Source organism: Rhizosphaericola mali (assembly GCF_004337365.2).
Taxonomy (GTDB): domain Bacteria; phylum Bacteroidota; class Bacteroidia; order Chitinophagales; family Chitinophagaceae; genus Rhizosphaericola; species Rhizosphaericola mali.
In genome coordinates, this window is record NZ_CP044016.1 from 904011 (window position 1) to 918047 (window position 14037).

Genomic DNA, 14037 nt, shown 5'->3' on the forward strand with positions numbered 1-14037 from the left:
CCTTTGCATATTTTAATCCTTAATTTTTCTATTCAAATAACTGCTATAATCCGGAATTTCAATTTCATAATCTCCAGCCATATAAGGTGATGAAACTAGAAAATCAGCAGATGCTCGATTCAATGCCATGGGAATATTCCAAGCTGTGCCTAATCTCACCAAGGCTCTTACATCACTATCGTGTGGCTGCATCTCCATCGGATCAGAGAAGAAAATCATCAAATCAATTTTTCCTGTAGCGATCAATGCACCGATTTCTTGATCACCGCCCAATGGACCGCTCAACATTCGGTTAACAGGTTGTTTGATTTCGGATTCAATCAATTTTCCAGTGGTGCCAGTGGCAAATAAAATATGATTCGCGAGTGCTGCTTTATTTTCTTTTACCCAAGCGATGAGGTCGTTTTTTTTATGGTCGTGTGCAATTAATGCAATCGATTTTTTTGTGCTGATAACTCTTTTGGATTCCATATAATTTTTTATTTTTTATACGTGATTTCAGGATGAGATTCGAATGGATATTTTTGGTCAAAAATATAGCGATAGGTGATCATGTGACGACTTCTTTTGCTACCAAGATGTTGATACAGATTCAACATTCTCGGATTCCATTCAGATGTCCAACCCATTTCATAATCTTCGTATTGCGAATCTTGTTGAATGACTTTTGCACCTTCATATATTAAAAAAGCATCGACACCTAATATTTGAAATTTGGGAATGACACCAAAAACAATTCCTGTAAAGCGTTTACATTGTTTTGTTTTTTTCAAATATAAAACCTTCAATTTTTGCCATAAACCGAATTTGCCATTTAACTTTTTGAAATATTGATTGACGTCAGGAATATTGATCCACATGGCAATCGGCTGTTCGTTATAATAGGCAAACCATACCAATTTGGGATCGATAATGGCTTTCATTTCTTTGAATAAATGTAAAACTTGCTCTTTCGTAATGGATTTATTCTCTTTATGTTGCGCCCATGCAACATTGTAAATCGCTGTAAAATCTTGTGCAAATTTGTCCAATTTATCCAAAGTCAAATGTTGTGCACTGTATTCTGGTTTGGCGGCGAGTCGGTCGTGTCGCAATTTTATTTTTTCAGGTAATTGATGCGAAACAGATAAGTAAAAATAATATTGGTTGTAGTAATTTTGAAAACCATAATTTTCAAATAATCGTTGGTAATAGGGCGGATTGTACGACATGCCATAATAAGGCTCTGTTTCAAAACCTTCCACCAATAATCCCCAATTTTTATCTCTATCCCCAATATTGATAGGACCGTCCATAGCATCCATCCCATTGGATTGCAGCCATTTTTTTGCTGTATCAAATAATTGATTTGCAGCAAGTTGATCATCAATACAATCAAAATAACCACATCCTCCAGTCGGAAAGTCTGTACCGAAATTTTTATAAATTGGATCTATAAAAGCGGCAATTCTTCCTATAACATTGCCTTCCTTTTTTAGAATCCAGCGATTTACTTTTCCGTTTTTGAGATGTTTGTTTTGGGTGGGTTGGAATGTTGCTATGATTTCTTTGTTCAACGGTCGGATGTACGCCGGATTATTGCGATTAACCAACACATTGATTTCGATAAAATCCTTTTCGTCTTGCGGCGTCCTTACTTCGACTAATTCCATATTTGCTCCCATCTGTCTCAATTAGTGACAAAATAAGCAAAAAAATGTGTTGTTTAAAAATATAGCTGTCGATAAATACCTCAACATTTTCAATTACTTAAGTATTTTTGCAACATCTTATGCAACAAAAAGTTTCTCTTCGTATACGTCCGGCGGATTTATTGGATGAAAATGCTGTGAAAATAGCCATTTCACAAGAATTGGAAATTAAGAAAAATACCATTTCTGGTTATTATTTATTAAAAAAATCATTGGACGCACGTAGCAGAACGATTTGGTATAATTTGACCTTGAACGTATTTATTGATGAGCCTTTTAAAAATAGAGCCATCATGCCGACTTTGTTGCAAGATGTGCACAATGCGACACATTCTGTTATCGTCGTTGGAGCCGGTCCTGCAGGTTTGTACGCCGCATTGGAATTGATTGAGCAAGGTGTAAAACCAATTGTACTTGAAAGAGGGAAAAATGTACGTGATCGTCGACGAGATTTGGCTCAATTAAACAAAGAAGGTGTTGTCAATCCGGAAAGTAATTACTGTTTTGGCGAAGGTGGCGCAGGTACGTACAGCGATGGCAAATTATATACGCGAAGTAATAAGCGCGGTAGTATTGAAAAAGCATTGAATATTTTTGTACAATTCGGGGCCGATGAAGCCATTTTGTACGATGCACATCCTCATATCGGTACAAATAAATTACCACATATTATCAGCGCCATGCGTGACGCAATTATTGATTGCGGTGGTGAGATTTTATTTGAAAAAAAATTAGTTGATTTTCATATTGATAATGGAAAAATTCAGGAAATTATTACTTCGGATGGGGATAAATTGCCATGTGAAGCAATGATTTTGGCTACAGGACATTCCGCACGAGATATTTTTCATCTTTTACATGATAAGGAAATATTGATCGAATCCAAACCATTTGCATTAGGCGTACGTATAGAACATCCGCAAGAGTTAATTAATTCTATTCAATATTGTCGTCATGCCGGGATGGAAGATAATTTAAGTGTATTGCCTCCCGCTTCGTACAGTTTGGTGGAGCAAGTACATCAGCGTGGCGTATTTAGTTTCTGTATGTGTCCAGGTGGTATCATTGCTCCAGCCGCAACTAGTCCGAAAGAATTGGTGGTAAATGGTTGGTCGCCTAGTAAACGAAATAATCCTTATGCCAATAGCGGTATGGTCGTACAGATTACCAATGCAGATGCTTTCAAATATTTCCAAAAACAAAATCAAGAAATAGATATAAATAATCCATTGCTTTTGATGGAATTTCAGAAAAGCATTGAATCCAAAGCGTATCAAGTAGGAGGAGGTAAAATGATGGCTCCAGCACAGCGTATGACGGATTTTGTACAAAGGAAAGTATCTAGTTCTTTGAATGAAAATAGCTATATACCCGGATTAAATTCTGCTGATTTGAGAGATGTATTGCCCGCATTTGTATATGATTCTTTAGCAGATGGTTTTACTGCTTTTGGAAAAAAAATGCCTGGTTATTTTACCGAAAATGCCAATGTTGTTGCGACGGAAAGTCGCACGTCTTCTCCCGTTAGAATCCCACGTGACAAAGAAACTTTGCAACATCCTCAGATCAAAAATTTGTTTCCATGTGGAGAAGGTGCTGGATATGCAGGAGGTATAATAAGTGCAGCTATGGATGGGCAAATTTGCGCTGATTTTGCTACTTACTATTTAAAAAGAGAGGATAAACAAAAAAATAAATGGGTCGAACTTTAAAAAATTGGCAAGATTCGTGCTTATTTATGAAAAGTAAAATTTTACAACTGTAACCTTACACATGAAATGCTCAATTTTTGGATGGCTGATTTGGATGATTTGCGTAGCGAATATAGCAAGCGCGCAGGATTCTCTCACTAATCCAATATTCAAATTACATAATCAATTTACCAAAATCAGCGACGTAACTTCTACGACGCAAATGTCGTTGAATAACCAAAATTATAATTATTCGATTAATGCGCATTTTGAGAGCAATTATGAAATTGTAAATGTGCTTGATTCAAATAGATATGATATCAGATTTTCTTTAAATGTGATCAATACGGAAGTGAGTACGAATGGTGTGAATATGAAATTCGATTCTCAAAATGATTCGCTCAACACGGATTCTATCATTGCGAAGCCATTGTCGGATATTTTGGGTAAAAGTTTTCATTTTATAATCAATAAAAAGGGATTTATTATTACTGCGGATACTTCGATGTTGTTAAAAAAAGCCAATACGTATATGTCCAATACCTTGCTGAATGGTTATGGGATGAAAGCAGGAGATAAATTGGATATTTTGTTTGAAGATCTAGACAGCATTTCTGATGTAGGCAAGCAATGGGTTGATACACTCAATGCACCTGATGGACAACGTGTAACGAATTATACGGTAGAAAAAATATTTAACCAAAATGTATTACTCAATCAATCAGGCACATTAAATAAAATTTTACAAATTCAAAAAGAAAATTTTAAGACAAATGCACTATTTGAAGGCAATTTTTCGGGTAAAGTAAATTTGTATAAAAATACGGGTCTGATTACGGAGCGCACGATGGATATTCAGATGAATAGTTCTATTGAAGTAGGTGATACTAAAATACCTACAACATCACATACCGTTTTAAAGGAAACCATACATGAATAAAATTACTTAACTTAGGGACGATTATTTTACCTACTAAGTTAAGCACAATGAAAAAGGCAAATGTTGACTCGAAGACATCTAGCAAAGCATCTCCTATAAAAAAAGAGGTAAAGCCCAAGAAAATAGAAAAGGTTGTAGCAAAAAAGACTGTAACCAAAGTTGTCGCTGTGGAAAAAGCGCCAGCGAAAGAAAGAATACCCAAAAAAGCATCCAAACCTATTGATAAAGTAAAGCCAACTTACTTTCTTACTTTTCAACTAAATTATCATACAGAAGATGGAGAATCTGTTTGGTTGACAGATGTAAGTGGGTTCACTGAGGACTCGGCGATTCAATTAATGCAATTTGAAAATAGTGAGTATTGGAAATGTACCAAAGAAATACAATGGGATAAAATACCTGAAAGTATTACTTATCAATATCATATAAAGAAAAAAGATGGTAGTTTTTTGAATGACTTTAAACCGAAAACGGTCACTAATGATAAATTTACCAATACGCAGATATTTATAAGAGATTATTGGGATTATGCTGGCTATTTTGCGCATACTTTTGAAACCGCAGCTTTTGATGTATTGCTACATAAGAAGAATTGGAACGATGTTGTGCCCAAAAGCACAACGAAAGCGACCCATTTTTTTCAAATAAATGCACCCATTTTAACGGAAAATGAAGCGGTTGGAATTTGGGGAGATGCTGATAATTTGGGAGCATGGAAAGAAGGCGGATTTCTTCCAATGGCCTATGATCAACAAGAAAAATTGTGGAAAGTTGCAGTTAATTTTCCTCTTGAAACAGCACATTTTCATTACAAATACATCGTTTACGATACCCAAACCAAACAAATAAAACAAGTCGAAACGGGAGAAAACAGATATAGTTTTAATTTTTCGGATATATCAGTTGTTCAAAATGATGGATTTCTCCGATTTGCTTCAGATCATTGGAAAGGCGCAGGTGTCAATATTCCGCTTTTTAGTATTAGATCAGAGTGTGATTTTGGAATTGGTGATTTTGCGGGTTTGGAAAAATTTATCTTTTGGAGTAAAAACGCAGGTTTAAAACTGGTGCAATTGCTTCCGATAAATGATACAACGCAATTAGGCGGTTGGAAAGAATCTTATCCATATTCTGCAATTTCCGTATTTGCATTGCATCCTATTTATGTAGACATTATTTCTTTGTTTGGAAAATCGGCAAAGAATATTGCTTATTTAAAAAAAATAGAGAAGGAGAGATGTCGATTAAATGCACTAGAAAAATTGGACTATGAATCTGTTTTTCGACTAAAGATGGATGCGCTACAATATATATTCCCAATAAAGAAGAAAACGACATTCGCATCCGCAGATTTTAAGCAATTCTATGAGGTAAATAAATTTTGGCTCAAGTCTTATGCATTGTTTTGTACTTTAAGAGATCAGAAACAAAGTGTTGAATTTGAAACTTGGGAAAATGCTAGCGTTTATTCGGATGAATTATTTGAAAAAAAATATATAAGCGATGGTACTTCAATTGATTTTTATGTATTTATCCAATATATTTTACATAGCCAATTGTCTTCTGTTGTCGAGATTGCCAAGCAAAATGGAATTGTCTTAAAAGGAGATATCGCTATTGGCGTGGATCGTCATAGCGTAGATGTATGGCAAAATCCTGATTTGTTTGATGTCGAAATGCAAGCAGGTGCACCACCAGATTTTTTCACTAAAGCTGGTCAGAACTGGGGATTTCCAATTTATAATTGGGCAAATATGGGGAAAGATGATTTTCAATGGTGGAGAGGTCGATTGGCACATATGTCCCAATATTTTCAAGCGATAAGGCTAGATCATATACTTGGATTTTTCCGTATTTGGTCGATTCCTGTTGCTAATACGCAAGGATTACTAGGTTATTTTCAACCAGCTTTAGGATATTCGGAAAATGAATTGTTACAATGGGGAATTCATTTCGATTACGAAAGATATTGTCAACCCTTTATTTCTGAGACAATTTTAGATGTTACTTTCTATGAACAAAAAGAAACTATAAAGGCAGAATTTTTAGATCAAAAATGGGATGATTTATATCGATTTAAGTCGCATTTGGACACACAAAAAAAGCTCGTAGAATATTTTAAAACGAAAGAGGTTACGGATAATAGTCAATGGATTTTAACAGAATTATTATCGCTTCTGGCCAATGTTATATTGATTCAAGATATCCATTTGCCACAAATATATCATTGTCGTTTTCAGTTATTTGAGACCAAATCTTACGAGGCCTTAAGTGCCTATGAAAAAGATAAATTGTATCATTTGCATAATCAATATTTCTACGAAAGACAAAATCAATTATGGCAAAAATTAGGCTTGGAAAAATTACCATTATTGAAAGATGCTTCTAATATGTTGGTTTGTGGTGAAGACCTAGGCATGGTACCTTCTATTGTGCCTTCCGTAATGCAAAATTTGGGAATTCTTGGTCTGCGTGTTGAGCGTATGTCCACGCAACCAGAGCGTTTGTTTGAGTCTCCTTTAAGTGTTTCTTATTTGAATGTTGTCATGCCTTCCACACATGATACTTTGCCACTACGCAATTGGTATACTTCGTTAGACGCGTTAAAAAAAGAGCAATATTATCATCAAGAATTGAGATTGTCAGGAACCGTTCCTACTCAATATTCATCTATTTTGTCGGAGCAAATTATCTTGATGCATTTACAATCTCCAGCGATATGGGCTATATTTTTATTACAAGATTTGTTTGGATTAGAATCTGATCTAACCAATTCAAATATGGAAGCGGATATAATTAACAGGCCAGAGGTTCCCAATTTTTATTGGCAATACCGGATGCATCTAACTATCGAAAATTTACAAAAAAATAGCAGTTTTTGCCAAAAGATTCAAAATCTTTTGCAGTTTTGCGCACGTTAAAGATCAAAATTAGAATTATGTCAGAATTAATGAATCGATTAAATGAAACGGTTTCATTTATAAAAACGAAATTTTCAGAAACTCCAGTTGCCGGCGTAGTATTGGGAAGTGGACTCGGAAATCTTACAAAAGATATAGATGTAGAGGTAGAAATCCCTTATGAGGAAATTCCCAATTTTCCTGTAAGTACAGTAAAAGGTCACCAAGGAAAATTAATCTTCGGTAAACTAGGAGGGAAGACGATTGTTGCAATGGCTGGACGTTTTCATTTTTATGAAGGTTATGCACCAAGTAAGATCATTTACCCCATTCAAATAATGAAATTATTGGGGATTTCCACTGTATTTCTTTCTAACGCGAGTGGTGGCGTGAATACCTCATTTAAAGTAGGTGATTTGATGATTATCAAAGATCATATAAGTTTCTTTACTGTAAATCCACTAATTGGTCCCAATGAAGAAGAATTAGGTACTCGTTTTCCTGATATGAGCGAACCTTATAATAAAGCATTAATTGTTAAAGCAAAAGACTTAGCAACTCAGTTTGGATATGATTTAAAAGAAGGTGTGTATGTGGGCGTAACGGGGCCTACATTTGAAACGCATGCGGAGTATAGATTGATTAAAGCCGTAGGCGGTGACGTTGTCGGTATGAGTACAGTACAAGAAGTGATTGCTGCTAGACATGCGGGTATTGACGTATTTGCACTAAGTGTAGTTACAGACATGGGGATCAGAGATAATGATGATGAGATTACCCATGAAGAAGTTTTAGCGGCCGCAAATGCTGCTGAACCTAAGATGACAGCCATATTTAAAGGCTTAATCGAACAATTGTAAATTTTTTTTAGAAAAAATTTTGTAGTTCAAAATCAGCCCCCTATATTTGCACTCCCAACAACGGGAGCTTAGCTCAGCTGGTTTAGAGCATCTGCCTTACAAGCAGAGGGTCACAGGTTCGAACCCTGTAGCTCCCACAAAAAAAAGAGTTGCAACTATTGCAACTCTTTTTTTTGTTTACAAACTATAATAAATCAATATTAAATCATCTTCATTTTAATAAATTATTATAAATATTACAACATTGCAATTTATGATATTTCTAGGCACTTTTAGCTAGTATTATATTTTTGCAAACTCTAATCTTAGTATTCCCTTCAATAATATTTAAATGCACCTTTATTAATTCGTCAATGAAATAATTATTATCAGTGGATTTAAAAAAAACTGCCCCTGAAATTATAGGAGATTACAATCAAAAATGATTTTTATCGTCTAGCAAATGTTGTATAACCTCCATCAACTAAGAGCTCTGTACCTGTGATGTAGCTCGCATTGTTTGAGGCTAAAAACAAAACCGCTCTTGCAATTTCGTCAGGATTTCCCAACCGGTTTAAAGCTACCGAAGAGGCTAAATGAGTTTTGGCTTCTTCAGTTTTTACAACTTTGTCAAACCCTTCAGTTTTTATTGGCCCTGGACTTACAACATTAACACGAATACCTCGGTCAACTAATTCGTTGGACACAACTTGAGCAATTTTATTTAACGCGCTTTTGGTAGCCGCGTAGATGCTAGAATTTAAATTGGCCGCAGTAGCTACTGTAGAAGATGTAAAAATGATTGATCCCCCTTCATTTAAATAAGGTAAAAGACTTTGAACTGTAAAAAAAGGTCCTTTTACATTGGTATTAAATTGAGCATCAAAATCCGCTTCAATTACATCTTCGATACCTGAAAAAACTGCAATTCCTGCATTGAGATACAAAGTATCAATTAGTATTTTCTTTGAAACAATTTCTTCTTTCAACGCATTAATTCCATACATATTTGATGTATCAGCTAGGACAGTTATCAAGTTTGAACTATTGATTTTTGCTGCCGCTTTTTCCAAATTCGATTCATTCCTTCCCGTAATCCACACATTCGCTTCGGCATTAATAAAAGCCTGAGCAGTTGCAAATCCTATTCCTGTAGTACCACCAGTAATTACGATGTTTTTGTTTTTGAAATTCATTTAGATATTATTTAATTTATAGCAAATGTATTTATTGTTTGTTATTTTTAGTAACTTCGTACCTAAAAATAATAGTAACTTCGGTGTAACCTAGTAACAATATGGAGCAGCAAAAAAGCGAGAAAAAGCAACTACATAAAAAAGAAATTCGAGCGATTCAAGATGCAATGGACGTGCTAAATGGGAAATGGAAAATTAACATTTTATCCTCGATTTGCTTATATAACAATAGACGTTTCTCTGATATATTGAATGATATAGAAGGTATTTCCAACAGGATGTTGAGTAAAGAATTAAAAGAACTGGAAATCAACCAACTAATCAAAAGGACTGTAATGGATACACAGCCGATTTCGGTGTCATACAATCTTACCGAACACGGAAAATCCTTAAAAACCATCATAAACAATCTTACTGATTGGGGAATTCGGCATCGTAAAATGATTATTGGAAATGAGGATAAGTAAACAAACTTCAGGTGGAGGTAATGAGAGAACCCATAACATTATTTTTTCCATGATTTCCCAATCCTCAAGGCTAACTTCCTTATCAATTGAATAATATTTACACTAGCGCTTAAAGGATATTCTTAGCTTTAATGGATATACATCGTTACATTAACTTTGTCTGTAGTTAGGTTCAATGGAAATTATTGGAATAGCATTCTTCATAATATAAAATTATGATACATGATGTGCCATATGTAATGAAGAATTAGGTCATTACATTCCCAAATAAAAAAATCACTAAAACTGCTTAAAATCTATAGGGTAAAGAGCTTCGTGAATTAATTAAGTGTTTTATCAATTTGAACTATTTAAATAGATAGAATGAATTTACCATAAAAAAAGATATGCAAAGCTGTGCACCACCAATCAATAGGAGCAACTTCACTTATATAAACTAGTTTTGGAAATCTTAAAATGGACCTTATTTTTTAGTATTTATCATTAGTTATAATCTTGTTTATTAGCGTCTTTTATAAAATATTGATTATGAAATTCAATTTTAAAAAGGCTAGTTTAAGTTTTTTCATTTTAACTTTATCTATTACTACTTATAGCCAAAATAATAAATATATTCCTACAATTCCTTTACACGGAAAATATTCAATTCAAATTAATAAAAATTTTATTGCAAATAAAGGAGCTTTTTTTTCTATAAGTTTTGATAGCGCAGAAAACAATATCGAAAAATTTGTATCAAAGGAAAGCTCAACAAATATTTTAATCAAAGGAACACTTGGGCAACCACGTATTGTTGAGATTTCTTATATACCTACAAATGATAAAGATGTAAATGTATTTAACTCTTACGAGAAAAAAATCGACCCCAATAGTATATTAACAATGAAATTTTACTGCACTCCAGGAAATAATATAATTGATTTAAAAAACAATAGTTTAGTACTACAACAAACTAATCATTATCAAAATGACTATAACAATTACATCAACATTTTGAATAATCATGTAAAAATATACATAGATCCAGTTTTAAAAAAATACGAAGAAGTTGCTAAGACCAAAGATTCCGTACAAATAAAAAAGATTGGAATGGAATACCAACAAATAATTAGTGATTCATTTGAGGCCGCTAAAGTCGATTATCCATTCATCATAAACCATCCAAATTCTCCAGTGAGCTTGTATGTGCTTACTTTAGTGTATAACAATAATCATCTCGACAAGATTGAATATTTGCTTAATAGCCTATCACCACAAATACAAAAACTACCCACAGCTGTTAATATTAAAAACCTGATCCAAAGTGCTCGTACTAATGCAATAGGAAAAATTGCAACTAATTTTACATTGAAGGATACATCAAACAACCAAGTTTCGCTTTCAGACTATAAAGGTAAATATGTATTGGTGGACTTCTGGGCTAGTTGGTGTGCTCCATGTAGAGCTGAAAATCCAAACGTAGTTAGCGCCTATAATAAATTTAAAAGTAAAAATTTTACGATAATCAGTGTATCACTAGATGATAATCGAAAGAATTGGTTAAATGCTGTAAAAAACGATCACTTAGATTGGGCTCAATTATCCGAATTAAAAGGTTGGGATGGAAAGGTTTCCCATGACTATGCGGTCACATCTATTCCCACTAATTACTTAATTGATCCTTCCGGTAAAATAATTGCTAAAAATTTAAGAGGTGCAGAATTGGACGAAGCATTGACTAAATATTTATAGTTTACCCTTACTATAAAATAAAAAAAATCCTCATTGAATTTCAATGAGGGTTTTTTATTTTGAGTAGGAATATTATTTGTTGTATAATCGAGTTAAAGTCTCTGATAGTTTTTCCCCTCGAAGATCACGAGCTACAATTCGGCCATTTGAATCAACTAAAACATTAAATGGAATTCCAGAAACCATATAGAAATCTGGTAAATTTTGACCTTGATTGACATTTAACCATGGCAATTTGAGTCTATTTAAGGCATTCATCCACGCATCTTTTGTAAAATCAATAGACAAACCATAAATATTGAAGCCTTGATTTTTATACTTTGCAAAAGCATTTCTTAAATATGGAAATTCTTGCTGACAAGGTATGCACCAGCTTGCCCATAGATCAATTAAGGTATAGCTATTTTTTTTATAAAAATTTTGCAAATTCACTGCAGTATTAGAGGAGTCTAGCGCGTTCAAATCCGTAACCTTATTTTCTATTTTATATTGCAACAAATGCGTAATCGTTTTATTCACCTCTGCCCACAACATAGTCTTTGACAAACTATTATCTAAATTGTCAAATAGAGGTTGTGCAGTTTCAATAGCGATGCCATTTTTCAATTCATCTTTCAATAAGGAAAGAGCGAAATAAGTATCACTATATTTTGTAACATATTCACTATCTAAAAGCATTTTTACAGTTCCTAATTTATCTAATCTATCATTTAAATACATTAAGGAATCTTGAGCTGCATCATCTGCAGAAGTATGATCTTCAATATTCAAATATTGTAAAGTATAGTCTGAAATGCTATCTAAAAGTATTTTGTTTTTATTTAAATAAGCAGTTCTTAGATCATTGTTTAATGTTCCTTTTGCAAATGATTTTCCTATAGAATTGGCATTTAATTCAATGCTTATGGTACCTTTTTCCATAAAAAAAGAAAAGTCATCCAAACCTTGTTGTTTAATTTCGGGGATCTCAACATTTGTCCATTGAGGTTCATCTACGCTTTGTCGATATGAAAAAAGATTATTCTTTACCTTAATAGTATCTGCGAAAACATTATCCACTGTATAACGGTTAAATATCAAGTATGAAATCTTACCATTCGTAACAGAACCACTTACCAATACATTATTTTGCTTTTTTTGTGCAATACTATAATTACCTATAAAAGCTATGGAAACTATAGTTATTAAAATTGATTTCATATAAATTAATAACCAGGATTTTGAGTAATGGATGAGCGTTGAATTTCTGTTAATGGAATAGGAAACAACTGATGATAGGATTGCCAAACATTTGGTTTGAATTGAGAAAGAACTGCATTAACTTTTCCTGTACGTTTTAAAGTAATCCATCGATCGGACCACTCAAAACATAATTCTTTACGTCTTTCATCTAGAATAGAATCGATCAACACATCACCAGAAAGTGAAGCGTCTAAATCTTCTAATCCTGCTCGTTGTCTTATCATGTTAACATCAGCCAATGCGGCACTATTTTGGCCTAATCGTGCATAAGCCTCCGCACGACTCAAATACAATTCATCTAATTTGAACATAATTTCATATTCTGTAATATCTGTATTTAAGTCAAAACCATTATTTTGGTATTTATTTACTAAATATGTGGTATCATCATATTGACGAAGAAACCTTTGTTTTCTATTATCATCATTACTAAAATCATCATATAGATTTCCAGTACTTCCAATCGTAGCCATGTAGGAAATATAAGAATCATAATTTGCAGTGTTTCCTATTGATGTGTAATTAATTTGCGACCAGATTTGCAAAATAGTCTCTTTACTATCTGCATTAAACATATTATCCAATGTAGACATACTATAATCACCCGTGGCTAATATTTTATTTACATTTTCTATAACTCCTTGATAGTCACTCGACGAAAGATAAACTCTTGCTAATAGCGCATCTGCCGCTGATTTATTAAAACGAAACTTACCTTCTGTTGGATAATTCTCACTTAATAAGGAATCTGCTCGTTTCAAATCGCTAATACAATATTGAAAAATACTATCTACAGAAGTTCTATTCAAAAATCTAGTTTGATTATAGTCCCCATTTGTAACGTATGGTACCGCTCCATAAAAATTAGCTAAATAATAATAAAAAAATGCACGCCAAGCAAGCGCTTCTCCTGTACACTGCTTTTTGTATGCATCTGTCATACCTGATGATGCGGCAACATTTATTATTATTGAGTTGGCGCCATAAATAAAATTATAAACATCAGTCCAGTAAGTATTCGTTGACGCATCTTGAGATCTTAATTGATAATTATAAAGTATAAATGCGGAGGAACCTGCTGTAGCATTATAACCAGCCGGCATTAGTTCATCAGAAACAAGCCCTAAATCAAGATTAAAACCTGTAGTTAGTTCCGTTGTTCCTGTAGTGAACTGTGCATATATTCCCGCCATTTGCAAAGCCGCCATAGAATCATTTGCAAATGCCTTTTCTGTATTGAGAATATATTTTGGTGTAACTTCCAAAGTCTTATTACAAGAACTTATTGTAACAATAAGTAATCCGATATATATATATAGTTTGAATAATTTCATTTTTTA

Annotated in this window: 11 protein-coding genes and 1 tRNA gene; 7 read left to right on the forward strand and 5 right to left on the reverse strand. The window is 33.5% G+C overall.

Annotation, left to right across the window (positions count from 1 at the left end):
• Positions 1-12: 12 nt before the first annotated feature.
• Together E0W69_RS03875 and E0W69_RS03880 are read right to left on the reverse strand one after the other, a co-directional pair.
• Complete coding sequence (locus tag E0W69_RS03875) at positions 13-471, reverse strand: methylglyoxal synthase (protein WP_131328727.1); 459 nt, start codon at positions 469-471, stop codon at positions 13-15.
• Between the two features lie 8 nt (positions 472-479).
• A complete protein-coding gene (locus tag E0W69_RS03880) occupies positions 480-1652 on the reverse strand; it encodes a hypothetical protein (protein WP_131328728.1) in 1173 nt (390 codons plus the stop codon).
• A 119-nt stretch (positions 1653-1771) separates the two neighbouring features.
• On the opposite strand from E0W69_RS03880, the gene E0W69_RS03885 reads away from it, so the two are divergent.
• The 5 genes from E0W69_RS03885 (at position 1772) to E0W69_RS03905 (ending at position 8219) form a co-directional block, all read left to right on the forward strand.
• Complete coding sequence (locus tag E0W69_RS03885; RefSeq protein ID WP_131328729.1) at positions 1772-3403, forward strand: NAD(P)/FAD-dependent oxidoreductase; 1632 nt, start codon at positions 1772-1774, stop codon at positions 3401-3403.
• A gap of 61 nt (positions 3404-3464) precedes the next feature.
• The gene (locus E0W69_RS03890; RefSeq protein WP_131328730.1) at positions 3465-4322 is read left to right on the forward strand and encodes a hypothetical protein; all 858 of its coding nucleotides are present in this window, start codon (positions 3465-3467) and stop codon (positions 4320-4322) included.
• Positions 4323-4369: 47 nt separating this feature from the next.
• Positions 4370-7243: a 4-alpha-glucanotransferase gene (locus E0W69_RS03895; RefSeq protein ID WP_131328731.1), complete on the forward strand. Its 2874-nt coding sequence runs from the start codon at positions 4370-4372 to the stop codon at positions 7241-7243.
• A gap of 17 nt (positions 7244-7260) precedes the next feature.
• Entirely contained in the window at positions 7261-8082 is an 822-nt protein-coding gene (locus tag E0W69_RS03900) for a purine-nucleoside phosphorylase (RefSeq protein ID WP_131328732.1), read from the forward strand.
• Positions 8083-8144: 62 nt separating this feature from the next.
• Positions 8145-8219 (forward strand) — tRNA-Val (locus E0W69_RS03905).
• A gap of 291 nt (positions 8220-8510) precedes the next feature.
• Here the strand turns inward: E0W69_RS03905 and E0W69_RS03910 are convergent.
• Positions 8511-9257, reverse strand: coding sequence for an SDR family oxidoreductase (locus E0W69_RS03910; RefSeq protein ID WP_131328733.1), 747 nt, complete (start codon positions 9255-9257; stop codon positions 8511-8513).
• Between the two features lie 101 nt (positions 9258-9358).
• Here E0W69_RS03910 and E0W69_RS03915 point away from each other — a divergent pair, with 101 nt between their 5' ends.
• Together E0W69_RS03915 and E0W69_RS03920 are read left to right on the forward strand one after the other, a co-directional pair.
• Complete coding sequence (locus E0W69_RS03915) at positions 9359-9724, forward strand: winged helix-turn-helix transcriptional regulator (RefSeq protein ID WP_131328734.1); 366 nt, start codon at positions 9359-9361, stop codon at positions 9722-9724.
• 528 nt (positions 9725-10252) lie between these two features.
• Positions 10253-11455, forward strand: coding sequence for a peroxiredoxin family protein (locus tag E0W69_RS03920; protein WP_225321384.1), 1203 nt, complete (start codon positions 10253-10255; stop codon positions 11453-11455).
• 72 nt (positions 11456-11527) lie between these two features.
• Here E0W69_RS03920 and E0W69_RS03925 read toward each other — a convergent pair whose 3' ends face one another.
• Together E0W69_RS03925 and E0W69_RS03930 are read right to left on the reverse strand one after the other, a co-directional pair.
• Complete coding sequence (locus tag E0W69_RS03925) at positions 11528-12655, reverse strand: TlpA disulfide reductase family protein (protein ID WP_131328735.1); 1128 nt, start codon at positions 12653-12655, stop codon at positions 11528-11530.
• Between the two features lie 5 nt (positions 12656-12660).
• Positions 12661-14031 carry a RagB/SusD family nutrient uptake outer membrane protein gene (locus tag E0W69_RS03930; RefSeq protein ID WP_131328736.1) on the reverse strand — a complete coding sequence of 457 codons (1371 nt, stop codon included), beginning with the start codon at positions 14029-14031 and terminating at the stop codon, positions 12661-12663.
• Positions 14032-14037: the final 6 nt, after the last annotated feature.